Raw genomic sequence first — 22589 nt, 5'->3', positions numbered from 1 at the left:
GTCGTTTTTCTTCTTTTTTCATCAATCGGGTCATGCAATCTTTTCGATCACCAACAGATGGGAAATGCCAAACCACTGCAAAGGGGTCAGTTCCATGCCATAGGTTACACGTTGAAGCCAACGTCCCAGTTCAGGTTGGCGTCTGACGATATTGTCAAAGCCAGGAAAGATGGCGCCGTGATACACTACCCGCACAGGCAACCCGTCAAAGAGGCGCCGCAACCCGCCTCGGCTGTAAGCCCGCACGTGAGGCGCCAAACGATTGCGCAACGGATTGGGCAGCCAGTTTATGAACGGTGTATTGCCGAAATGATAGGTGCCCCGCCAGAAGTGCCCATGGGTTTCAAACGGATACAGCCGATTGGGGCAGAAAATCACCGCCCTGCCTCCCCCGCTTGGAGCATTGGTCACCGGCAATTGGCCATTGACACCTGTCCAACTCTCGTCTCCGTTCGCCGGAGAATGCAATACCCTGACCATCTCCCGGGCATATGCCCGATCGTCACCAACATGTTCAATGACCTCATGGCTCAACACCAGATCAAAGCTATCATCGGGAAAGGGCAGGGTTTCCCCGGCAGCCTGGCAAAGAAAGGTGTCAGGGGCGTTTTCAAGCGCTTCTTGCACATGGTCACGCTCGATATCTACGCCCCAGACCGCCGCGCCGGATTCCCGCAACGCCCTTACATACATGCCAATACCACACCCATTCACCAATACCCGCGCGCCGTCGACTGGCGCCCACTGGCGAATCAGGTTCAGACGCCGTTCCTGCCCGGCCCGCCAAACCAGCGATGGAACGCCGCGGATGGCCGCGCGATCCCCATGCTGAGGATGCTGCTTCTGTTGGGTAATATGTGTTGTGTGTTGCATAGCAAAACTCACCAAGTCACTCTATTCTGCTTCACAATCGCCCGTCCGCCCATTCGCTCAATCGCGATCCGCAACTGCCTTGCGCGTGCCCAACCAACGGTAATACAACTCATTTTCGATGCCCATTCGGGCCAACAAGCGCCCGACCGTGTCGTCGACGATGTCATCCACCGTCCTGGGAAGGCTGTAAAAGGCGGGAACCGGCGGCATGATGATCGCACCTGCCTCCGACGCGCGCACCATTAACCTCAGGTGATTGACATGCAGGGGTGTTTCGCGAACCAGGAGCAACACCGGCCGCCCCTCCTTCAGCTGAACGTCTGCCGCCCGGCTGATAAGATCGGCGGTGAAGGAGTTGGCGATGGCCGAAAGGGTCTTGATGCTGCAAGGCGCCACCACCATGCCCATGGTCTCGAAGCTTCCACTGGCAATGGAAGCCCCGATATCCCGCTGCCGGTGCACCACATCCGCCAGGGCCTCGACCTCTCTGGCGGTATAGGCGCTTTCCTGCGCAATGATAATCCTGGCAGCCTCGCTGATAACCAGGTGAGTCTCGATCGCCTGACCCGGGTCAACCTGCTTCCCACCGGTCCGAAGCACCTGCAACAGACGAATGCCATAGACCTGACCGCTGGCGCCGGACAGCGCGACAATCAGTCGCCTGGGCGTGGTTGAACTATCGTTAATCACACTATTTCACACCGATATGAATCGCGACCGTGCCGAACATCAATCGGCGATAGCGGACTTCGCGTAGCCCGGCCGCTCTGAATGCCTCGGCCAGTACATCGGGCGCCATAAAGGCAAGGGAAGATTGAGGCAGATAGGCATAGGCGTCACTGGAATTGCTTATCAGTTTACCCAGGGTCGGAATCGCCCACGAAAGGTGAAATTGGATAAAGGGGCGCAGCCAGTTGCCGGGAGGCGGGCTGGTTTCCAGGCAGACTACATGCCCACCCGGTCGTACGACCCGCCGTTGTTCTGCCAGCGCCTGGACCACATCGACCAGGTTGCGCAATAAAAACCCGGATGACACAGCATCGAACGTATCATTCTCAAAAGGCAGATGAAGGGTATCGGCACCAAGCCAGGCCAATCGACCGGTTTCGTCCTTGAAACGTCCAGCCTCCATCATCGGAAGAGAAAAGTCAGCTGCTACTACGCGAACATCGGGCACCATGGACAGAGCCTCAATCCCAATATCCCCAGTGCCAGTGGCAATGTCCAACAGGTATCCCCCTTTGGGCAAGGCCGCTGCATGGACCAGCATCTGGCGCCAGCGCACATCCTGACCAATGGTCATCAAACGGTTCATCAGATCATAGCGACCGGCAATGCCTGCGAACATATCGCTGACATAATCCGCTTTCCTGTCGCTGGGCGGTAATACAGACATGACAATTGATTCTACCACAGGAAGGGTTGAGGTAAAAAGAATGGCAGATTAGAGGAAGGTTAAGAGATTCGAGGCAATCAGGCGTGTGATATGGCGGCCTGATAATCGCTATAATTGCCGATGAATTCTGTCAGGCAGCCCTCGTCAAGCTCGACAATGCGATTGACAACCCGGTCAAGGAAATAGCGATCGTGGGAGATGATCAACGCGGTACCTTCGAAGTCTTCAAGGGCTGCCTCAAGTACCTCGGCCGAGGGAATATCCAGATTGTTGGTGGGCTCATCCAGCAACAAAAAGTTAGGGCCACCCAGCATCAGCAACGCCATCTGCAGCCGGCTGCGTTCGCCACCGGACAGCGTTGTCACCCTGCTACGGGCCTGATCATAGGTAAAGAGAAAACGGTTAAGAAATGCAACCGCCTGTTGTTCAGACAGAGGCGCAGCTAACCGAACCGTATCGATCAGAGTCCGATTTGGATCCAGGGTTTCATGCTGTTGGGCATAGTAACCGGTCTCGATGCTCGGCCCAATCTTGATCTCGCCGCCCGTGGGGGTCTCCTGTTCCAAAATCAGTCGAAACAGCACCGACTTGCCTGCACCGTTGGGGCCGATCAAACCAACCCGCTCGCCGCGGCGGATGAGCAAATCCAGACCTGCCAGAACGATCTTGTCCCCATCGTTGCCGTTGGTCGTCGGATAGCCCTTGTCCAAATCGTTGATCTCCAACACCTTGTTGCTACCTCGCCAGCCCTTCAATTCCAGGTCCATCTGGCGACGTTCAAGCACAGGTTTTTCGATGCGATCGATGCGGTCAATGCGCTTGAGAATCGCCTTGCCCCTCTTGATCAACTTCTCATTGTCGTGGGATCTTCCCCAGGTCAACAGGCGTTGAGCGGCCTGTTCGAGGCGACTGATCTCTCGCTGCTGCACATCAAAACGCTGTTGCTGTTTGAGCAAACGAGTCTCTTTTTCGTAGGCAAATTCGGAATAGTTGCCCGCGTATCGCGTAAGCCGACCATCTTCCAAATCCACGATCTCATCGACGACCACATCCAGCAGGTAGCGATCGTGAGAGACGATCACGACACCGCCCTTGTAGCCACGAATGAACTCCTCAAGGAAGGCTTTGCCCGCCAGATCGAGGTGGTTGTCAGGCTCATCCAGCAGGAGAAGATCGGGACGAGTCACCATCAATTTCGCCAACCCTACAAGCTTGCGCTGCCCCCCACTCAGGACCTCAACAGGAAGATACAGGTCGGCTGCGCTGAAACCGAGACTATGCAGAGTTGCCCGTACCCGTCCCTCGTACCCGTGCCCACCCGACTCGGCTAACTCCTCCAGAAGCCGCGCCTGCCGAGTCAGCGCTCGATCGAGGGCTCTTTCATTGCCATAGATATCCGGGTCTGCCAGGCGCTGCTCGACCCGGACCAGGTCTGCTTCGACTTGAGCAAGCTGCTCAGATGCCGCCATCACCTCCTGCAACACCGTCTGCCCTGCTTGCAGCTCAGGCTCCTGCTGCAGATAGCCCACGGTCAAGCCCTTCTTGCGGTTCGTGAAACCGGTGTCGCTGGCCAATTCACCGGCGATGAGTCGAAGTAAAGTGCTCTTGCCTGAGCCATTGGGGCCCACCAGGCCCACGCAACGGTCATCGTGAACCTCCCAGGAGAGATTCTCAAAGATGGAATCCTGCACGTAGGTGATCGAGACCCGGTCCAGGTGTACGGCAATCATGATGGCATCGAGGTGCTTTGAGAATGTGCGACTGTGTGATTTTCAATCAATCGACAGAATCAATCAAGATGGCCCGGGCAGGCGACCCATCACGATCGGAAAAGAGCAGGGGCAGGCAGACGAACTGGTAGGCTCCCGGTGAGATACCGGTTAAGTTCAGCCCTTCCACCACGATCACCGCCGCATCAAGAAGCACTTCATGGGTCACAACCAGGTCCTGAAAAGATGCTACCGAGAGATAATCCACACCAATCAGCCTGACGCCATGGTCCACGAGCCACCGGGCACCACTGCGGTCAAAGGCAACATAGTCAGTGAAAAACTCCCGGTGGCCCTGTTCCCATAATTCTGAATTGCGAGTGTGGACAAGCAGACGCTCCGTGCCTTCAGGGATATCCAGGGACTCCAGCACATCGGCAGTGATGATTTCCACGTCCATGAGCTCGACCACCACTGCCCGTCCGACCAGCATGTTCAAATCGAGGCTGTCGATTCCTGCGCCGCCCCTGATAAAATGTTTCGGCGCATCGACATGGGTGCCCGTGTGCAGTCCCATTTCCACCCTGGAGAGCGTTGCAACTTCGCCGTCATCCTGGTGAGCTATGTAGGTCAAACTGACCGGTGGGTCATCCTGCCAGACAACCAGCGAAGCGGTTATCGGCAGAGAAACATCGTGAATGGTCATTAGCAGAGTCCTTTTCCACAGAAAATAAACCGGCCGCCCGATTCCTGCCAGACGACCGTTTCGGTACACCTTTCCATGATGCCACAGGCCGTTGCACAAGTCAAAGTATCAGGTGAGCTGTAGCAATTCTCAATATGGCCGACATGGACGCTGGAGTAGAGTCTATGCGTAGCCCCCTTCAGTACCTCTCGAGTCAGATTCTTGCACACTGGGCAAGAAAATTCGCCACGGACCTAACCAAGAATGTACCGCGACCTCTGCGCCGGAGGTCTGCGAAAATCAGCGTTCCTCTGGCTTGTCCAGGTTAGGGTAAGGTGGTTCGCCAGTTGTACTTGCGCAAGATCAACCCGGCTGACCCAAAAAATGGGGACTTCGTACAGCCTCGACTCCCCTCCATATTGAGAATTGAAGGTGGGGCTAGCGAAGCCGCACGATATCGCCGGTGGCAAATATCTCGCCCACCTGAAGGCCTAGGGCAGGTGCCCCGTACAACGACGGCGGCACGCTGATATCGGCCAGGTACGGTTCACCCACGTATTGACCGACCCCCGGGGCCCTCAACCCTTCCTTGGGCAGTGCAAGTGTCATCGTGGCTGTGGCGCGAATCGCCGGATCATAAGCGCTGCCAGTGCTCGCATCCACACCTGAAGGAGTGTCCAGTGCCAGGACCGGCGCGCCCGATGTGTTGGCCCAGCGGATCAGCGTTGCAGCCGATTGGCGGGGTGCGCCTTTGAGGCTGTAGCCAATAAGGCCATCCAGAATCAGCTCCGGCCTCTCCGCACGATCCAGACTTTCAGTGGATTCGATGGAGATACCCATCCGGCGAAGGATGTCCAGCTGGTGGGCAGGGACGGGAGAAAAACGTTCGTCCGGCCGGGTCACAAACACCTGTACTCGACTCCCATAGTTGTGCAGCCGCCGGGCAGCGACCAGTGCGCCACCGCCATTGCCACCAGTGCCAGCCAGGATCACCACAGATCGGTCCCGAGGATCACCATTCAGAAAGCGCTGGCGCGCCAGATGAGCCAGGCAACGGCCTGCGTTCTCCATCATCTGAATCAGATCAATGTGATAATCCTCTATCATGGCTCGATCCACCTCGATCATCTGCTCGGTGGTTAGCCAGGGAATAGTACTATCAACAAACGGGATATCATCCATCGGCACCTCTGGTCTGAGCAACGTTAGAAAGCCCTGTCGTGTCCTTTACAAACGCCTAACTTCGCCCGAAGACCGGAATAGCAGCACCAGTCTGGTTCCCAGGGGTACTCCGCGAGGGCTAAGCTGTTTTCATGATACGGTTACGCCACGCCAAAATGCCACGTAATCCGCAAACCGTAGCAAGCCACCCCCAGAAGCGCGGCGTCACGGTTCATAATGACGTGGACGGGAATGCGAATCAGAACGGTAGAGAACCGTCCCTTGTTCAAAAAGGCCTGCATGAAGTACTTATTCTCAAGCCAGGGCAGGATACGAGGAGGAATGCCGCCGCCGAGATAGACTCCTCCTGTAGACATGAGCTTCAGGGCCAGATTACCTGCTTCGGCCCCCAAAATAGACACGAAAAGCCGCAAAGTGGTTTCACACAATTCACAGCTTTTTTCATCATGTCGCAACGCAGCATTTACTATGACGGGATTGGGGTCGTCTGCAATCACCAGTGCCTTCGCCAGCCAGGGAGGTTCCGGTGCACACCCGGTATCTTTCAGATAGGCATAAAGATTGGCAATTCCCAGGCCGGAGCAGACCTTCTCATAGCTGACATGGTCGAATCGCTGCATCATGTAGTTCAGCAACCCGACCTCAAGGGCATCAGTTGGACCGAAATCAGTGTGCCCCCCTTCCGATGCATGGGCGCGGTAGCCATCGGTATTCCAGGTTAGATAGGCCTCGCCCAATCCTGTACCGGGAGCGATGACCGCAATGGGGCCCTCGGGGTCCGCATCCGCATCATTCAGCGTGTGCACATCTTCAGTGTCCAGGTTTGGAATCGAGTAGGCGATAGCCTGGAGGTCGTTCAAAAGGGTGACCGACGGAATATCCAGAACCTCCTGCAAGCGATGCTCGCGGATAATCCAGGGCAGATTTGTAATGGTTGCTTGTCCACCAACCACCGGTCCGGCAACTCCGAAAACAGCGCTCTCTACCTGCTGACCCGTTTCAGCCAGGAATTCTTTGGCGATGGTTTCAAGGTTCTGGTATTGTCCGCTGGGATAGACCTTGTCCACGATGGGGGTACGAGGACCCTGATCCGGCGCGAAGATCGCCAGATGCGTCTTGGTTCCACCAATGTCACCGGCTAACAGCCGTGTTGACACCTTGCACTCCTCTCCTCCACTGATACCACAGCCCAGCTCCAGAGGTCAAAAACATCGTGGAGCAGGGCTGCCTGTTTTATTTTAGACTTTTACGACCGAGTCCTCGCCACCATGCTCATTGGGCATATAGGCATCGGCGTCCCAATCATTCTCCCAGCGCTCTCCATCCACCAGGTACTTGAAGCGATAATCACTTCCAGGTTTCAGGGAAACAGTCACCGAGAAGCGACCATCCTTGCGCTGCGTCATGGGGGAAGCAGTTGAATCCCAGTCGTTGAAATCACCACAAAGAGCGGCACTGCCGGCTTCGACCTCGGCAGGCAGCGCAAAGGTCACGCGGCAGGAACTTCCAGTCTTGGAATAGCTTTTCTTCAACATGTTTTAGTCTCCTTATATTTTCTAACATTTCCGAGCGAGAAAGAGGCAGGTACCGCCGATTGCCAGCCATGCGTTCAACACACCCTGGCTCCTGCCTGGTCAGAAACCAGGACGGCGACGAACCTGCCTTTGGCTCGGTCAACCTCGCGGGGCAGTATAGCCAGTTGTCTTGTTTTGGCAAATCTCGTGATCCCGGGAATGCCTGCCCCGATCACAGCTTGTAGTGTCAGGAGGCCACACCCATGCGAGCCAACTCCTCGTCGATTACACTCTCTTCCAATTTATCGAACAAGGGTTTGGGGCTGCGCAGCGCCTGTCCAGGTTGCAGGCTGGTTGGCTGCCAACGGCCCTCAGCTTCGCTGTTATCGTAACGCAAAACCAGGTGTTCACCACGCTCGTCGGCAACGGTTTCTGTGTACTGCTGGCCAAAGAGAGAGTCATCGTAGCCCAGATATTCACGTGCCTGCTGGGAACTGAAAGGCAAAACGGGGGCAAAGAGCAGGGTCAACCAGTCAATGGCCTGCAGGCAGACATAGATGGTCGTTGCCGCGGCGGCGGGATCGGTCTTGATCTGATGCCAGGGTACTTTCTCGTTCAGATAGCGATTGACTTCCTGGCTCAGCCGCAGCGAAGCATCCAGTGCAGCCTTGAATTTGCGCGCCTCGTAGAGGGCACCGACGCTGTCGAAACCGCCACTAATCGTGGCGAGCAATGCCTGGTCGATCTCGTCCAGCTCACCCGGTTCAGGCACATGGCAATCGAAGCGTTTGTAGGTGAAACCCAACACCCGGTTCACCAGATTGCCCCAATTGGCGACCAACTCGGTGTTGACGCGCCGGACAAATTCCTCCCAGGTGAACTCGCTATCAGCGGCCTCCGGTGCCATGGCGGTCAAGGCAAAACGCCAGGCATCCACCTGATATCTTTCGGCAGCTTCGTTGATCGTTATGACATTGCCAAAGCTACTACTGAACTTGAAGTCGCCAAGCGTGAGAAATTCATTGGCCGGGATATCGGTGGGTAGTTTGAGCCACCAATCCTCACCGTCGACCGGGCCATAGGCATGCAGCATGGAGGGCCAGATAATGGCGTGGAAGGGAATATTGTCCTTTCCGATGAAGTAATAGGACTCCACGCTTTCGTCGTTGTGCCACCAATCGCGCCAGACATCGGGTTGGCCGGTAAAAAGCGCCCATTCTTTGGTGGCGGAAAGGTAACCGATCACAGCATCATACCAGACGTAGATGCGCTTATCGTCGTAACCGGACACCGGAATGGAAATGCCCCAGGAAAGATCCCGGGTGATGGGACGGCCACGCAGCTCTCGACTCTCGGCCCTGGCTCGGGCAAAGTTGATAACATTGAGTCGCCAATCAGCTTTATCAGGCTCGTTTAGCCATCCGATCAGAAAGTCGTTGGCCTTGCCCAGGTCCAGGAAAAAATGTTCAGTCGGGCGCACTTCGATATTGGTGCTGCCACTGACCTTGCTACGCGGGTTGATCAACTCGATAGCATCGTAGGTACGCCCGCAGTTGTCACACTGATCACCGCGGGCGCTTTCAAAATCGCAATAGGGGCAGGTGCCCTCAACGTAACGATCTGGCAGCCAGCGATCCTCGTCGATCGAATAGAGATGCTCCTGAACCGCAGTGTAAATGTACTCGCGCTCCAGATGACGGAGAAAGAGGTCGTGGGTCACTTCCCAATGCTTCTGGGTATCGGTATGGGTATACAGATCGAAGGTCAGGCCGAAACGCTCGAAACCCTCCACAAATCGCCGGTGATAATACTCGATGATCTGGTCCGGATCGATGCCCTCCTGCTCGGCACGCACGGTGATGGGTGTGCCGTGGGTATCGGAGCCTGACACCATGAGCACCTGGTTTCCAGCAAGCCGGTGGTAGCGGGCAAAGATATCGGGTGGTAGATAGGCACCGGCCAGATGACCAATGTGCCGATCGCCGGCGGCGTAGGGCCAGGCAACACAGACGTGAATTCTCTTGGTCTTGGTCATGGTCGTTCCTCCTTTTCTACAGCTTCGGTAGCGTAATGCCCACCTGTCCCTGGTACTTTCCCTTTTTGTCGGCATAGGACTGGAGCGGCTCGTCCCCTTCGAAGAACAATACCTGGGCGATACCCTCGTTGGCATAGACCCGGGCAGGCAAGGGGGTGGTGTTGGATATCTCCAAAGTAGCAAACCCTTGCCACTCCGGCTCGAAGGGAGTCACATTGACAATAATTCCACAGCGCGCATAGGTGCTTTTCCCAAGACAGATCGTGAGCACGTTGCGAGGGATGCGAAAATACTCGATGGTTCTGGCCAGTGCGAAGGAGTTGGGCGGCACGACACATACATCCCCCTCGAATTCCACCATAGATCGCGCGTCGAAATGTTTGGGGTCGACTACGGTCAGGTCGCCCAGACCGGAGGTAAAAATGCGAAACTCGGAAGCAACCCGGATGTCATAGCCGAAGCTGCTCAAGCCATAGGAAACGACGTCATCGCGCACCTGGTGATCGATGAACGGTTCGATCATGCCCTCTTCCATGGCCATTTTTCGGATCCAGTGATCAGGTTTGATTGACACGAGTTTGCTTCTCCCGAGACAGGGTTGGTTAAGGCCGGTTGTTGCCATTATACGGAAATCCTGTCCGTTGGCGATTCCCTCGCACGGAAGGACCGTTCGACACAAGAGGATTCGTCGATGAGCCTGGCGCTAAGGTGTCCTTGCCTGTATAATCCATCGGTGCAGCCCTCCTGACGGAAGCCGCCTTGCGCTTTGTACACGGGCGCTATCCATGACGTGTTCCGTGCAACATGTTTCATTTTCGTGATTGCCAGAAGAGAGTTGGCCCCGCATGATCCCCATCAAACTCATAGTCATCGACATCGACGGCTGTCTGATCGAAGGTGAGAAAGCTCCTTACGACTTCAAGGCACTGGCTGCCATCCGCGAGTTGAACCGTAAGGCATCACCGACAAACACCATTCCCCAGGCGACAATCTGTAGCGGCCGTCCCTATCCCTATGTCGAAGCCATGCTAAAGATGATCGACGGACAGCTTCCAGCCATTTTCGAACATGGCTGCGGTCTGTATTTTCCACAAAGAGAGTTAGGTCGGGAATGTGTCTATCATCCTGCAGCCCGTCTTGAAGAACCGCAGCGACAGCAATGGCACAATCTGGCTGAACGAATCGTCCAGGAAACCGGTGCTGGCCGGCAATGTGGCAAGGAAGCCCTGGTTACCTTCTTCCCGCCAAACGATGTGACGGTGCCAGTTTTTGCTGAATACGTGGCTTCCCAGGTTTGCGAAGCCGGGCTGCCCCTCAAAGTCGGGCATACAGCAAGTTCAGTGGATGTCACGCCCCTGGCAGTGGACAAGGGAACGGGATTGCTCTGGTTACTGAGCGAACTGCGAAACGAGGGCTGGAACGGAAGCCTCGATCAAGTAGCAGGTATAGGAGATTCCCCCTCCGACATCTGTTTTCTGGAGTTGGCCGCAGTGGCGGCTGCCCCGGCAAACGCGGCAGATCCCGTACTGGAAATGGTGGACTACGTCTCACCCTGGCCGTTCACGCGCGGGGTACTGGATATCATGCACCACGTGACCAGGCGAGCTGAGTAATCCCGGTTCGCGGCAGGAAGAAGAGGCATGGGCATTACGCTCATGCCTCTTGGCTCATTCCCGCCAGGTTGTGTCTACACAGCGACTCTACCCTATTCCGCGACTGCTTTGATGATGGCCGGGCCAACATTATCGTTATTCGCGGCGTTTACCTCTCTATGGGTCCCGTCGCAATAGGGAAACTTGTTGGACTGCCAGCAGCGGCATAAAGCCACGACCTTGCCGGCAGGCACTTCTTCGTTATGGCGATCAGGGTGACCTTTGCTGTTAATCATGTGTCGCTCCTTCTGTCGATAGACGATTTTCTGCAGCTTATCACGACTCAGCGATAAGTCTGCGGTGTGTACGGTGCCAGCTTGGGTTCCGCAAAGATGGGTTTCAAACGGGCGAAGCGCTGAAGGCCATTCACCAGCGGTATGCTGGGCCAGCTTTCTCCGATCAGCGGTTGGGCATAAGCAATGAACTCGTCGGTGACATCGACGCGACTCTCGCTGATCCACCCGGATGGGAAGGTGCGCTCGGAGTTAGCCACCAGCTCCAGCGGTACCTTATCATACTTGACATTGTAGAGGGCGCCAGGCTGGCGCAGGATCGTGCTCATGTAGCCGTTGCCATCGGTAACAGCTATTTCCACCGCCTTCTGGCCCAGCTTGTAGGCCTCCTCCAGATCCACCGTAGAAGCATAGATCATGTTGTTCCGCTGATCGGTACCGGGAACATTGCCGCGGGCCGAACCGGTAGCAGCCAGTCCCGCATCGTTGAGATAGTTAACCACCACCTGCTCGACCGTGGTACCACTGGCCGAGAATTGAACATGGCCGAAGCTGTCCCTGCGTGCCGCCAGTTCGCCCACATCGAAGCCCTCGCTGACCACTACGATACAGCGACGACTGCGTTTCAGCTGCTCGTTCACCAGATCAGCCATCTGTTCCAGGGTCAGACCCGACTCCCGCATGTAGATCTGAAGTGGCAGCTCGCGGTCCGGGTCGGCCAACCGGGCCGCCGCGGGGATGTAGCCGATCTTCCTGCCCATTGCCTGCATGACCAACACAGGATCGGATGGACAGGAACCGGCGTTCTCCTCGTTGGCATTCTGCACTGTCAGCGCCCAATAACGAGCAACACTGCCGTACCCGGGCGTGTGATCTATCAGTTTGAACTCGCTATCGCCCACATCGTTGTCGATGGTTTTTGGCACACCGGTGGAAATCAATTCCAACCCCTGCTCGCGTGCTATCTGAGATATCTTGTATGCGGTATCCATGCTATCGTTGCCGCCGTTGTAGAAGAAAAAGCCCACGTTATGCGCCTTAAGCACCTCGATAACGCGCTCGAAATCCTCTTCCTGCTGGGCCTTGAGCTTGTAACGGCAGGTACCAATGGCGCCCGCAGCTGGTGTGGTGCCCAGCAGAGCGATCTCTTCGGGCGACTGAGCTGACAGATCCAGCAATTCCTCCTTCAAGACGCCCTCGATACCATGGAAACCTGCATATACTGTTCCGAAGCTGTCCGGCATGGCCCGGCACATGTCCACCACACCGCGCAGTGAGCTATTGATGACCGGCGTGGGTCCACCAGATTGGGCAACTACTACGTTTTTTGGCATTTTTGATACTCCTATGCCATATATGTGCTGGCCGTCACATCACCACCTGTTCCGGTCCAGTTCGTGTGATAGAATTCCCCTCTTGGCTTATCGACGCGCTCATAGGTGTGGGCACCAAAGTAATCACGCTGGGCCTGGATCATGTTGGCGGATCCACGCCTGCGGCGGTATCCATCGTAGAATGCCAGCGCGCTGGACATGGCTGGTACCGGTACACCCATTGCTATGGCCTTGGCAATAACCCGACGCCACGCGTCCTGAGCTGCCGCCACCTGGTCCTCGAAGTAGGAATCAAGCAGCAGGTTTTGCAGCTCTGGATCGTTGTCGAAGGCATCCTTGATCTTCCCCAGGAAGGCAGAACGAATGATACAGCCGCCGCGCCACATCATGGCGATGCCGCCGTAGTTTAAGTGCCAACCATACTCGGCAGCAGCGGCCCTCATCAGCATGTACCCCTGGGTATACGAGATAATCTTGGAAGCATAGACCGCTTCCTGCAGGTCCAGGATGAAGGCGTCCTTGTCGCCATCAAAGACGGGCTCCGGCCCGGTTAACACTTCCGATGCAGCTTTGCGTTCATCCAGCAGGGCTGACAGGAAACGAGCGAAAACCGCCTCGCCGATCAGGGTCAAGGGAACACCCATTTCCAGCGAAGACATGACGGTCCACTTGCCGGTACCCTTCTGGCCTGCCGTGTCCAGAATCAAATCGATGACGGCCTTTCCATCCTCGTCATTGTAGCCAAGAATATCGCGCGTGATCTCGATCAGATAGGAGTCCAGCTTGCCCTCATTCCATTCGGCAAAGACCTTATGCATCTCCTCGTTGCTCATCTCCAGGCCTTCCTTCATCAGTTGATAGGCTTCAGAGATAATCTGCATGTCACCGTACTCGATCCCATTGTGAACCATCTTCACGAAGTGACCGGCGCCACCTTCACCGACCCAATCGCAGCAGGGTGTGCCATTGGGATCACCCTCGGGTACTTTGGCCGATACATCCTGGAAGATATTCTTGACATATTGCCATGCTTCGGGCGTTCCCCCCGGCATGATCGATGGCCCAAAACGAGCACCTTCTTCCCCGCCGGAAACACCGGTGCCGATGTATCGTAAGCCCTTTGATTCGACATACTCGGCGCGGCGGATCGTATCGTTGTAGTTGGAATTACCGCCATCGATGATGATATCACCCTGCTCCAGGTGGGGAATCAACTTTTCGATGAACGCATCCACCGCAGGACCGGCCTTCACTAACAGCATCACCCGGCGAGGCCGTTTCAGAACACTAACCAGCTCTTCGATGGAGTGGGTACCGATAACTTTGCTTCCCTTGGCGTTGCCGTCGATGAAGTCGTCCACCTTGGAAACCGTTCGGTTAAAAACCGCCACGGTGTAACCATGGTCGTCCATGTTCAGGACCAGGTTCTGGCCCATCACTGCCAGGCCAATAAGGCCAAAGTCTGCTTTTGCGGTTGTCATTGTCTGTTTCTCCTAGTCTGTTGACAAATGATAGATGGATGTGTGTAATCACACACGGTTATACACACTCCTTGGAGGTCCATATGCGAACCAACGTTGTTTTAGACGATGAATTGGTGGCCGAAGCCATGCGCTTAACCGGTATCAAGACCAAGCGGCAGGTTATTGACGAGGCGTTACGAACCCTGGTGCGCATCAAACGCCAGAGAGAACTCTTGACCCTGGAGGGTGCTGTCCACTGGGAAGGTGATCTGGACGAGATGCGGACATCGCGGTTCATCGCCGATGACGATGACAAGGTTGACTACGATGTCGACGCTGATTGATAGCTCGGTCATGATCGCCTTTTTTCGCGGCCACCAAACACCCTCAACTCAACGACTAAAGCAGTTGATCGCCGAAGACCGGGAACTTCTCATCGGTGACCTGATCCTGGCTGAACTGCTGCAAGGCATCCGTGAGTCGGAGAGATTCCAGGTCGAATCCGTTCTACGAACCCTTTCCGTCGCACCACTTGTCGGAGAGGCAATCGCCCGCCAGAGCGCTGCCAACCACCGGCAACTACGCCGCCGGGGCATCACCGTACGCAAGACCATCGACTGCCTGATCGCTACCTGGTGCATCGAGAATCGAGTGCCGCTGCTCCACGCTGATCGGGATTTCTCCCACTTTGTCGATCTGGGCTCGATGGAAGCGTGATCTGCAACACCTCACCCTGTCAATTAACCAACCTCCGGTTTTACTCGATATAACATTTCTCCGGCTTTCGGTACCAGCAACATGCCTTCATCTTCTCGATTCTTCCACTCCTCAAGATCGATCAAGTCGGGATCCATGTAGCCAAGATTGACCGCCTCACAGCGTTCGCGCGGGATAGAGGTAGCCAAAGTTACCTGGATCCGTGGCCTTTCTACCCCACTCTCGACATCGTAAGTCCCGATTCCTCGCAGGTGGGTGGAATGAGCCAGAACGCCCCAGGGATAGTCCTTGAAGCGATCCCACTGTTTCGCGAAGTAATCACGCACATGATAGCCCACTTCATCGATGACCGCACCATGGGAGTAGCTGATTTCATCGATGTGGGGCGCGTAGATGATCACTTCACCACCGTCGGCGACGGCTGGTTCCATCTTATACATGCCTTTGGCTGCCGTCCAGATGTCGTCGTACATTCTCGGCATCACCGACAGTACCCGTTGAAAGGGTTTATCCACCCAGACAACGTGCAGGTCATTGGACAGGTCAGCAGCAGCACTGTAGGCTTGCTCCGGGGCGCCTATGTAAAGCCCGGCCAGGCTATCTCCCTTGACCACCATGCTGAAACAAATTTTGGGCAAATCGATCATAGACGCAGCCTGGTCGATTATCGCCCTGACCGGGGTCATTTTAGTGCCAATCACCTCATAGCTGGTGATCATTGCACCTACCCAATGGGTGAAGTTGATCACCTCCGGACCGGAGATGCCAGGGAAGAAGTATTTGTTTCCCCCGGAAAACCCAACCACTTCATGGGGAAAGGTCGGCCCGCAAACGATCAACTGGTCATAGTCGAAAATGAGGCGGTTGACAGTCACGGGCAAGTCCTGGGCAAAGAGACCGCTCGTGAGATCGTCAATCTGGTCTGCCCCGATCATACCGATAGAGATCAAGGTGCCCTCCAGATCCCAACGGTGATTAAAAAGCTGCACGCCTGGGTAAGTCGTGGCTCGTTCCGCCGCCGTAACGCCAACCAGTTCATTGAGCGCCTCTGGGCTCATTGCCTGGTGGGTGCCCAGGGCCACCAGATAGTCCAGCGCTGCCACCCGTCCGGCAAGCGACTCGTGAAGCAAACGGAAACACAAGGGAATGGGTGCCGTGCGCGTCGCATCCGGGATTATGACCAGAATCCTTTTGCCTTCGAGAGGCATCGGGTCAAGTGCCTGCGCCATCAACCCGCGGATTTCCGCTTCGCTCAGGTAACCATCTACATAACCTTTGCCAATGACCATGGGGCCCTCCTATCCAGGAAGTGAATGAATATGCGAATCTTACCCCTTCCACGGGGGAATTTCGGGCAAATATGCCAGAAACTCGTCGATAAGCATCTGCTCATAAGCGCCGGCATACTCGCCAGCCACGAATTTATCGAAGGCTTGCTCGTAGAAACGCTGCCATGAGGCGTCTTCGTGTCCGGGATTGATGGGGTAGAAAAGGGCATCGTTGGCCTTCGCAGCCTTCATATCACCGGGAGCGTCACCGATCATCAATACATGGCCCGGCTGGTATTTGCCACCACCGGTTGCCAGCGCCAGATGTTGGGCCTTCTTCCCCATCTCCTGACCGGCGATCACGCGCACGTAGGGAGCGATCTCGTGTTCGTGCCATTCGCGTGACAGGGCATCGACCGGCGTAGCCGAGACCACTACCATGTCTGCCCTGCCAGACATCATTTCCAGGCTCTCCCGGACGAAGGGAAATGGCGGCACCCCGTGGACGATTTCACCAACCGTGGCGTTGACCCCGGTGGTCCATGCCCAGGCGCGATCCAATTCCGGATCAGGGTATTCCGCCATGTAGGCGGCCAGACCGTCGTTGCTGTGGGGATAGATATCCTGATCGATGAATGCCCGAACCTTGCTCGCTTTCGGAATCGTTGCACTGCGGGCAAGCACCTCCGGACGCTGCTCCAGCAGGTCAAAGACCATGGTCAGCGCGGGCCAGCGGTTGATGCCGCGCCAGCGCGAGTAGAGATTCACGAATTCGGCTGCCTCGCGGGCGTATTTGGAAACGGCTGCCAGCTCCCAATACTTCACGATGTTGGGGATGAAACACTCCTTGTGTTTGACTTCCATCGTGTCAAACGCGCAGCCATCGGAGTCGATACCGACGAAAAACTTATGTTTGGGCTGTAGCTCCGCCAGAGGCCGAGCTGCTTCGGGATAGTCTGTCATGATTGGTCTCCAGTCTATGAAAAAATCTACCTCTCTACACGCCACTGAACGCCGAATAGCCGCCGTCGATGGGCACAACCACACCGGTGACAAAGGCCGACGCGTCTGAAAGAAGCCAAAGTACGGTGCCCAACAGATCGACGGGATCACCAAAACGACCCATTGGCGTATGTTCGATAATGGTGCGCCCCCGATCGGTCAGTTCCCCAGTCTCCTCATCGGTCAGCAGAAAACGATTCTGATGGGTCAGGAAGAAACCTGGCGCAATGGCGTTCACCCTGATTTGCGGTGAATACTCCTGTGCCATGTGGACAGCAAGCCACTGGGTAAAACTGTTGATACCCGCCTTGGCCGCAGAGTAGGCTGGCACGCGGGTCAAGGGCTGGAAGGCGCTCATCGAAGACATATTCAAGACGACACCTTCGTTCTGTTCGGCCATGACGCGGCCAAAGGCCTGGCTGGGCAGAATCGTGCCCAGGATATTGAGTTCAAACACGAATTGCATGGCACTGATGGGCAAGTCAAAAAACTGCAGGTCGGCGCTGGTAGTGGCCTCGGGGCGGTTACCACCGGCCGCGTTGATCAGGGCATGAACGTTGCCGAATTCCTGGCGAATCGTCTCGACAGCCCGTACCAGAGTTCCCATTTCCAGCACATCGGCATAAACCACGGCAGCTTTGCCCTTGACATCTCCCATCATCTCGATGCGATGAAACACCTGCTTGGCAAGGCCCAGGTCCCGGTCCAGAATAGCCACGTTGGCGTTGCATCCAACCAGGGCACATGCCATTTCACCACCGAGAACGCCACCTCCGCCGGTGATGATTACCGTTTTTCCGCTGAAGTCATAGGTTTTTTTGAGTTCTTGAAGATCCATTTGCGATCAATACTCCTTGCTCAGATATCCTCTTCCGTAACCGTAGTCCCCTCGGAAAGCGCCAGGTGATAGATTGCCTCTGCACCGGCGGCCATCAATGCCAATTCCAGGGCCTGGTCGTCGAGGTTGGGAAACAACGCGATGATAGTCCCGCCGTCGCCAGCGCCAGCCAGCTTGGCGCCCAGCGCACCACCGTCCAGAGCAGCCTCAATCAACCGCTCATTTGACAAACCCGAGCCGCCCACGTCGCGCTGAATACGGTGGTTTTCGTTCATCAATTGGCCCAGTTCCCGCCAATCCCCCTGCAAAATGGCTTTTTTGCCCATCCGAGCCAACTCGGAGATACGATCATACGCTGCCACGACCTCTTGCTCCCCCTCCAGCCACCGTTCCCGAATCGGCTTGTGAACAGCGCCCGAGGAATGGGCCACACCGGTGTAGGCCAGGACGAAGGGCAGTTGCTCCACAAAGGGATTCAGCGACTCCACAGTGGCGAACAATTCCGCCTCCGCCCGGCGATAAAACTGTTTGCCGCGGAAATCCAGGTAGTTCAGGCCACCAAAGGTGGTCATGTAGGCATCCTGATAGCCACAGACGACCCGAAGGTGGTTCAGTTCGATGTAACGGGCCATCTCGGCAAGCTGATACCGTCCCAGGCGCCGACCCTGCCAGGTCAACAAGACGTTCAGAAGGGCAACCATCAGGGCAGTGGAACCGGCCATGCCGCTGTGCCTCGGAATATCGCTGCCATATTCGATACGACAGGCCAAAGGCCGCGGTTGAATATAGCGCAATACAGCCTTGGCGATGTCGAAAAGGTCTCCGGCCGGCCGTAGGTCATCCCAGTTCCCAATCTCGCATTCCTGGCCATCGGTGACCAGGGTTAATCCGGATGCAGGGGTCAGTATTGCCCACGCCCGCATCGGAAGCGAACAGGCAAGCACCGAGCCACCATACATATCAGAGGGATTTCCGATGATCCCTGCCCGGCCGGGCGCGGATGCCGTCAGTTTGCCCTGCTTAGAGCTCATAAGCCCTTTCTTTGATATACTGGCGTAGCAGATAGCCATAGCGCTCATCGGCCAGGGCAAAGTCAATGAAAGCCCGGAAGTAGCTCTCGAAGTTACCCACATCGTAGCGACGATTTTCCGGCGGCAACAACCAGGCATAAACCGGCATATCCCGCTGAATGAGCAATCGAATGGCATCACTCAGTTGGATTTCACCCTTGCGATCGGGCGTGGTACGGCGCAGGGTTTCAAAGATTGCCGGGCTGAAGACATAACGGGCTGCCACCGCCAGGTTTGACGGGGCGTTGCCCCGCCCCGGTTTTTCGACAATACCGTTCATCAGCACAGGTTCGCCCGGAGGCGGCGCAGCGCCCCCGATGCTGACGATGCCGTAACGATAGGTTTCCTCCTGGGACACCTGTTCGACGGCCACCACAGCGGCGCCACCCAGCGACAGGTGAGCGTCCATCATGGCGCGCAGGGGTGAGGCGGGATCCTCGCCGGCGATCAGGGAATCGCCCAAGGCCACGACGAAATTATCGGTGTCCACGAATTCAGCACCCAGCAACACCGCGTGACCCAATCCCCTGGGCGGACTCTGCCTGGTGAAGAAGAAACGGACATTGCTCTCAGCGAACTGGAGGTCATCGAGCAGTGCCTCATTGCCGGCCTGCTCCAGTGCTGCCATGAGCATCGGGTCAGGATCGAAATGGTCCTCAAGGGCTCGTTTGCGGCGCCCGGTGATAATCAGCATCTGGCGCAGATTGGCGTCCTGTAGCTCCTCCACCACATACTGCATGGTGGGCTTGCGGCCTACGGGTAGCATTTCCTTGGGCTGGGACTTGGTCGCCGGCAGCAGCCGCGTGCCCAATCCTGCTGCCGGGATGACAGCTCTTGTGATGGATTTAGTCATGGTAACTCCTGGTTAAACATGGGAACTCGCGGGAGCTAAATCTCCTTTTAACCCCTACGACCGGCCCGCAAAGGGTGCCAGGTGCCGGTCGAAATGGGTCTCGATGGCCGCGTAATGAGCTTCCTCGTTGGCAATCAGCGCTGCCTTGATCTGATCGCCGTAGCGCGCCAGGGCCGAGCCAAAGGTGACATGCAACATCTCCCGCGCATCGAACTGGTCGAGAACATCGGGCAGAACCGAATCGGGCACGACCTCTGGACGGGGCGCCCGATCAGTTTCCGCCGAAACGTGGTAGGTAGCTCGATCCTCGTCGTAACGAAGGAAGGCCAATTCATAGATGGCGCGGAACAGATCGGGTTCCACCCGGGCAATGGCCCGCAGTGCCTCCAGATAGCTGGTACCGGCAGTCTTCAGATGAACCACACCGTGCGTTTCCTCATTAGCGATGGAATAGATGCTGAACTTATCAGATCCCGAATGCAAGCTGAGCTTGTAGGGTCCCAGAGCGCGGGCAATGGCCGCGTGGCCGGCAAAGTCCGTTCGGAAAATGTCCAGGTCGCCGATGTAGTCTACGCCCTTTTCGAAGTCACCCACGTAGCGGGGAGCAAGACTCACCCAGCGAACGCCCAGGCGCTTCAGCTCGGAGGCGATATACAGGTGTTCCAGGTGGGAAGTAGGCGTTGCCGTTTCGTCCACGGAAACCTCCAGTTCCCAGGTACGGTCGACGATCGTTTCATCCAGGTGGCGATACATGCGAGCAGCATGGACAGTGGCTCGGGCATATTTAGCGGCAGCCCGTAGCAGACTCTCTTCATCAAAGGCCAGCTGAAGTCCCTCCAGGTCATAGCTGCGTCCGAGATAGAGGGAGCGCAAGGCATCGGGGGAGGAATCGAGGGTTTCCCATGGCAACTGCTCGTATTTCTCCCTCAAGAGATCCAGGGGAGCAGTATGTGCCTCGTCGTCTACGTGATCGCCAGGATCGACGGTGAAAAAGGTATAACCGGCGGCAACGGTCACGTCCGCGTCATCGGTGGTCTTCAGATGGTCGGCATCAGCACCGTAGCCCTCACGCCACCCTTCCTGGAAAACGCCCCAGGTGGCATCATCCACCACCTCCTGGGGGCTGCGGCCAGTACGGGCATTCTCGCGGATCGACTGTTGGGCATAGATCGGCATCACGCCCGGGGCGTTGCGCATGGCCCGCACGTGGCCGGGCGTTGCCAGACCAAGCCGATCGCCACAGCCGGCCGAGGTCCTGAGGCCCAGGGGTTGGGGTCGCAGCCAGGAAAGGGCTTCGCGCAGGCAAATCGCATTGCCAGGGGTCATTTCGCAAAGCAGCAGGACCCGGCCATCCAGTTCACTTCGCTCACCGTCGAATGCATTCAACACCGGATCGTCAGCCTCTGCCACCAGTGCCAGCCTTTTCACGTCGCTGACCGCATCACGAACCAGAAAAGCGGTCGCACTGCCGATAGTGGCCGCCGATCGGGGATAGGCCACGAATCCTGCCAAAGTCGGGAGTTCACTCATATTCATCCGCTCCATTACCTGTTCTCAAACCTCTGCGATGCTAATTTGAACAATCGCAGGGTCGCAAAGGTCGCACATCCATCCGTTTGCCATCGCTCATGGCGCCGACTCCCGCACCACCAGGGTGGGTCGCATCCAGATTTCCCTGGACCGGTCGGTTCCGTTGCCGGCAGCCAGATCGCTAAGAAGTAGTCGCATGGCCTCCTGCCCCAACGCCCGACCCGAGACGCGCAGGGTAGTCAGCTCTGGTGTGACCAACGAAGCCATATAGATATCGTCGCAGCCGACAATGGCCACATCCTCGGGCACCCGACGGTTCAACGTCCGACAGGCCCGCAGGGCGCCGGCTGCCACCAGATCATTGTAGGTGACCAGCGCCGTTATCTCCGGATGATCGGTTAGCAAGACAGCGGCTGCCTGCTGCCCTCCGGCTGCTGTTGCCTGACAGTAGCGAATCAGCGCTGAATCGACATGGTCGGCCAGGGCCACAAGCTGTTCGCTATACCCCTGTATGCGCCGCTGGCTGCTGTGGGAGATCGACGGCCCGGCCAGCAGCCCGATATGGCGGTGCCCGCGCGCCCAGAGGTGTTTGACAGCCGCAGCTGAACCCGCGCCATCATCCACCAGGACAGCGCTGACCATCACCCCTTTCTGCCCAGTGGCCTGCTCTGTCGACGCCGGAGAAAGCTGTTGCCCTGAGCCTGACAACCGGTCGTTGGCAACCGGTCGCCTATTGAAACGCAGCAGATGGTTCACCAGCACCAGGGGGGGCAAGCGGGGAATCAGGCTGCGCAGCTCGTCATCGTTCAGGCGTGGGCTGCATAACAGGATGCCATCCACCTGTTGGGCATCCAGCGAACGCAGGGCTGTAAGCTCCCGTTGGGGATTCTCGTCGGTGTTGCAGAGAAAAACACTGTTGTCGCGCTCGCGGGCCACATCCTCGGCACCGCGCACGATCTCGGCAAAATAGGGATTGGCGACATCGGGAAAAACCAGGCCAAAGGTGCCGGTGCGATCGGTGGCCAGGCCTCGGGCGATGCGACTGGGCCGGTAGCCCAGCTGGTCGATGATCTGCAGAATACGGTGGCGGGTTTCGTCACTGACATCTGACTTGTGATTGAGGACACGGGAGACCGTCTGGCGGGAGACGCCGGCAGCCTTGGCAACATCCTCGATAGTGACTCGGTTGTTCACTGCGACCGATCCTGGTGCGGTTGAAGACCCTTCCGGTTCGA

23 protein-coding genes are annotated in these 22589 nt (G+C 56.8%); 3 read left to right on the top strand and 20 right to left on the bottom strand.

The features are described 5' to 3' along the window. Nucleotides 1–30 precede the first annotated feature (30 nt). The 10 genes from U9R25_03285 to dcd all read right to left on the bottom strand — a co-directional run bounded on the left by U9R25_03285 (nucleotide 31) and on the right by dcd (nucleotide 9968). Nucleotides 31–873 carry a class I SAM-dependent methyltransferase gene (locus U9R25_03285; GenBank protein ID MEA3334906.1) on the bottom strand — a complete coding sequence of 281 codons (843 nt, stop codon included), beginning with the start codon at nucleotides 871–873 and terminating at the stop codon, nucleotides 31–33. 57 nt (nucleotides 874–930) lie between these two features. Beyond that, nucleotides 931–1563 (bottom strand): UbiX family flavin prenyltransferase, encoded by a 633-nt coding sequence (locus tag U9R25_03280; protein ID MEA3334905.1) that lies wholly within the window; start codon nucleotides 1561–1563, stop codon nucleotides 931–933. A gap of 1 nt (nucleotide 1564) precedes the next feature. Next, complete coding sequence (locus U9R25_03275) at nucleotides 1565–2269, bottom strand: ubiquinone/menaquinone biosynthesis methyltransferase (GenBank protein MEA3334904.1); 705 nt, start codon at nucleotides 2267–2269, stop codon at nucleotides 1565–1567. A gap of 77 nt (nucleotides 2270–2346) precedes the next feature. Then, nucleotides 2347–3999 (bottom strand): ABC-F family ATP-binding cassette domain-containing protein, encoded by a 1653-nt coding sequence (locus U9R25_03270; GenBank protein ID MEA3334903.1) that lies wholly within the window; start codon nucleotides 3997–3999, stop codon nucleotides 2347–2349. A gap of 46 nt (nucleotides 4000–4045) precedes the next feature. After that, entirely contained in the window at nucleotides 4046–4684 is a 639-nt protein-coding gene (locus U9R25_03265; GenBank protein ID MEA3334902.1) for a cyclase family protein, read from the bottom strand. Between the two features lie 417 nt (nucleotides 4685–5101). Further along, nucleotides 5102–5845: an NAD(P)H-hydrate epimerase gene (locus tag U9R25_03260; protein ID MEA3334901.1), complete on the bottom strand. Its 744-nt coding sequence runs from the start codon at nucleotides 5843–5845 to the stop codon at nucleotides 5102–5104. 140 nt (nucleotides 5846–5985) lie between these two features. Beyond that, the gene (gene glk, locus U9R25_03255; GenBank protein ID MEA3334900.1) at nucleotides 5986–7002 is read right to left on the bottom strand and encodes a glucokinase; all 1017 of its coding nucleotides are present in this window, start codon (nucleotides 7000–7002) and stop codon (nucleotides 5986–5988) included. An 81-nt stretch (nucleotides 7003–7083) separates the two neighbouring features. Continuing rightward, nucleotides 7084–7380: an isoamylase early set domain-containing protein gene (locus U9R25_03250; GenBank protein MEA3334899.1), complete on the bottom strand. Its 297-nt coding sequence runs from the start codon at nucleotides 7378–7380 to the stop codon at nucleotides 7084–7086. Nucleotides 7381–7606: 226 nt separating this feature from the next. Next, nucleotides 7607–9394 carry a methionine--tRNA ligase gene (gene metG, locus U9R25_03245; GenBank protein ID MEA3334898.1) on the bottom strand — a complete coding sequence of 596 codons (1788 nt, stop codon included), beginning with the start codon at nucleotides 9392–9394 and terminating at the stop codon, nucleotides 7607–7609. Between the two features lie 16 nt (nucleotides 9395–9410). Beyond that, nucleotides 9411–9968: a dCTP deaminase gene (dcd, locus tag U9R25_03240; GenBank protein MEA3334897.1), complete on the bottom strand. Its 558-nt coding sequence runs from the start codon at nucleotides 9966–9968 to the stop codon at nucleotides 9411–9413. 271 nt (nucleotides 9969–10239) lie between these two features. Between dcd and U9R25_03235 the strand changes: the two genes are divergently transcribed. Continuing rightward, nucleotides 10240–11007 carry an HAD hydrolase family protein gene (locus U9R25_03235; GenBank protein MEA3334896.1) on the top strand — a complete coding sequence of 256 codons (768 nt, stop codon included), beginning with the start codon at nucleotides 10240–10242 and terminating at the stop codon, nucleotides 11005–11007. A 92-nt stretch (nucleotides 11008–11099) separates the two neighbouring features. Here U9R25_03235 and U9R25_03230 read toward each other — a convergent pair whose 3' ends face one another. Genes U9R25_03230 through gnd form a run of 3 tightly spaced genes read right to left on the bottom strand, consistent with a single transcriptional unit; the run spans nucleotide 11100 to nucleotide 14094 of the window. After that, complete coding sequence (locus tag U9R25_03230) at nucleotides 11100–11282, bottom strand: CDGSH iron-sulfur domain-containing protein (GenBank protein ID MEA3334895.1); 183 nt, start codon at nucleotides 11280–11282, stop codon at nucleotides 11100–11102. A gap of 47 nt (nucleotides 11283–11329) precedes the next feature. Continuing rightward, nucleotides 11330–12613 (bottom strand): diphosphate--fructose-6-phosphate 1-phosphotransferase, encoded by a 1284-nt coding sequence (locus tag U9R25_03225; GenBank protein ID MEA3334894.1) that lies wholly within the window; start codon nucleotides 12611–12613, stop codon nucleotides 11330–11332. Nucleotides 12614–12624: 11 nt separating this feature from the next. Further along, the gene (gene gnd, locus U9R25_03220; protein MEA3334893.1) at nucleotides 12625–14094 is read right to left on the bottom strand and encodes a decarboxylating NADP(+)-dependent phosphogluconate dehydrogenase; all 1470 of its coding nucleotides are present in this window, start codon (nucleotides 14092–14094) and stop codon (nucleotides 12625–12627) included. A gap of 83 nt (nucleotides 14095–14177) precedes the next feature. On the opposite strand from gnd, the gene U9R25_03215 reads away from it, so the two are divergent. After that, nucleotides 14178–14420, top strand: a complete 243-nt coding sequence (locus tag U9R25_03215) for a type II toxin-antitoxin system VapB family antitoxin (GenBank protein ID MEA3334892.1) — start codon at nucleotides 14178–14180, stop codon at nucleotides 14418–14420. Further along, complete coding sequence (locus U9R25_03210) at nucleotides 14404–14793, top strand: PIN domain nuclease (GenBank protein MEA3334891.1); 390 nt, start codon at nucleotides 14404–14406, stop codon at nucleotides 14791–14793. Before U9R25_03215 ends, U9R25_03210 begins: the two co-directional genes overlap by 17 nt. A gap of 23 nt (nucleotides 14794–14816) precedes the next feature. On the opposite strand, the gene U9R25_03205 is transcribed toward U9R25_03210, so the two are convergent. The 7 genes from U9R25_03205 to U9R25_03175 all read right to left on the bottom strand — a co-directional run bounded on the left by U9R25_03205 (nucleotide 14817) and on the right by U9R25_03175 (nucleotide 22548). Then, a complete protein-coding gene (locus U9R25_03205; GenBank protein MEA3334890.1) occupies nucleotides 14817–16082 on the bottom strand; it encodes a lactate racemase domain-containing protein in 1266 nt (421 codons plus the stop codon). A 39-nt stretch (nucleotides 16083–16121) separates the two neighbouring features. Next, complete coding sequence (locus U9R25_03200; GenBank protein ID MEA3334889.1) at nucleotides 16122–17024, bottom strand: HAD hydrolase-like protein; 903 nt, start codon at nucleotides 17022–17024, stop codon at nucleotides 16122–16124. A 34-nt stretch (nucleotides 17025–17058) separates the two neighbouring features. After that, nucleotides 17059–17901, bottom strand: coding sequence for an SDR family oxidoreductase (locus tag U9R25_03195; protein MEA3334888.1), 843 nt, complete (start codon nucleotides 17899–17901; stop codon nucleotides 17059–17061). A gap of 20 nt (nucleotides 17902–17921) precedes the next feature. Then, nucleotides 17922–18932, bottom strand: coding sequence for a galactokinase family protein (locus U9R25_03190; protein MEA3334887.1), 1011 nt, complete (start codon nucleotides 18930–18932; stop codon nucleotides 17922–17924). Further along, entirely contained in the window at nucleotides 18922–19824 is a 903-nt protein-coding gene (locus U9R25_03185) for a UTP--glucose-1-phosphate uridylyltransferase (protein MEA3334886.1), read from the bottom strand. The genes U9R25_03190 and U9R25_03185 overlap by 11 nt, the downstream gene beginning before the upstream one ends. A gap of 54 nt (nucleotides 19825–19878) precedes the next feature. Continuing rightward, nucleotides 19879–21354 (bottom strand): tagaturonate epimerase family protein, encoded by a 1476-nt coding sequence (locus U9R25_03180; GenBank protein MEA3334885.1) that lies wholly within the window; start codon nucleotides 21352–21354, stop codon nucleotides 19879–19881. A gap of 96 nt (nucleotides 21355–21450) precedes the next feature. Continuing rightward, nucleotides 21451–22548, bottom strand: a complete 1098-nt coding sequence (locus U9R25_03175; protein MEA3334884.1) for a LacI family DNA-binding transcriptional regulator — start codon at nucleotides 22546–22548, stop codon at nucleotides 21451–21453. Nucleotides 22549–22589: the final 41 nt, after the last annotated feature.

It is taken from the genome of Chloroflexota bacterium (assembly GCA_034717495.1).
GTDB lineage: Bacteria > Chloroflexota > Anaerolineae > JAAEKA01 > JAAEKA01 > JAYELL01.
This window is presented reverse-complemented; position numbering and strand designations above follow the sequence as displayed.

Excerpts from the sequence above, each read along its gene's own strand:
- U9R25_03195 (MEA3334888.1), bottom strand. The coding sequence starts at position 17,901 with ATGGATCTTCAAGAACTCAAAAAAACCTATGACTTCAGCGGAAAAACG.
- U9R25_03200 (MEA3334889.1), bottom strand. The coding sequence starts at position 17,024 with ATGACAGACTATCCCGAAGCAGCTCGGCCTCTGGCGGAGCTACAGCCC.
- U9R25_03225 (MEA3334894.1), bottom strand. The coding sequence starts at position 12,613 with ATGCCAAAAAACGTAGTAGTTGCCCAATCTGGTGGACCCACGCCGGTC.
- U9R25_03250 (MEA3334899.1), bottom strand. The coding sequence starts at position 7,380 with ATGTTGAAGAAAAGCTATTCCAAGACTGGAAGTTCCTGCCGCGTGACC.
- U9R25_03215 (MEA3334892.1), top strand. The coding sequence starts at position 14,178 with ATGCGAACCAACGTTGTTTTAGACGATGAATTGGTGGCCGAAGCCATG.
- U9R25_03265 (MEA3334902.1), bottom strand. The coding sequence starts at position 4,684 with ATGACCATTCACGATGTTTCTCTGCCGATAACCGCTTCGCTGGTTGTC.
- U9R25_03270 (MEA3334903.1), bottom strand. The coding sequence starts at position 3,999 with ATGATTGCCGTACACCTGGACCGGGTCTCGATCACCTACGTGCAGGAT.
- U9R25_03235 (MEA3334896.1), top strand. The coding sequence starts at position 10,240 with ATGATCCCCATCAAACTCATAGTCATCGACATCGACGGCTGTCTGATC.
- metG (MEA3334898.1), bottom strand. The coding sequence starts at position 9,394 with ATGACCAAGACCAAGAGAATTCACGTCTGTGTTGCCTGGCCCTACGCC.
- U9R25_03185 (MEA3334886.1), bottom strand. The coding sequence starts at position 19,824 with ATGACTAAATCCATCACAAGAGCTGTCATCCCGGCAGCAGGATTGGGC.
- U9R25_03230 (MEA3334895.1), bottom strand. The coding sequence starts at position 11,282 with ATGATTAACAGCAAAGGTCACCCTGATCGCCATAACGAAGAAGTGCCT.
- U9R25_03275 (MEA3334904.1), bottom strand. The coding sequence starts at position 2,269 with ATGTCTGTATTACCGCCCAGCGACAGGAAAGCGGATTATGTCAGCGAT.
- U9R25_03285 (MEA3334906.1), bottom strand. The coding sequence starts at position 873 with ATGCAACACACAACACATATTACCCAACAGAAGCAGCATCCTCAGCAT.
- U9R25_03190 (MEA3334887.1), bottom strand. The coding sequence starts at position 18,932 with ATGAGCTCTAAGCAGGGCAAACTGACGGCATCCGCGCCCGGCCGGGCA.
- gnd (MEA3334893.1), bottom strand. The coding sequence starts at position 14,094 with ATGACAACCGCAAAAGCAGACTTTGGCCTTATTGGCCTGGCAGTGATG.
- U9R25_03260 (MEA3334901.1), bottom strand. The coding sequence starts at position 5,845 with ATGGATGATATCCCGTTTGTTGATAGTACTATTCCCTGGCTAACCACC.
- U9R25_03205 (MEA3334890.1), bottom strand. The coding sequence starts at position 16,082 with ATGGTCATTGGCAAAGGTTATGTAGATGGTTACCTGAGCGAAGCGGAA.
- U9R25_03210 (MEA3334891.1), top strand. The coding sequence starts at position 14,404 with ATGTCGACGCTGATTGATAGCTCGGTCATGATCGCCTTTTTTCGCGGC.
- U9R25_03180 (MEA3334885.1), bottom strand. The coding sequence starts at position 21,354 with ATGAGTGAACTCCCGACTTTGGCAGGATTCGTGGCCTATCCCCGATCG.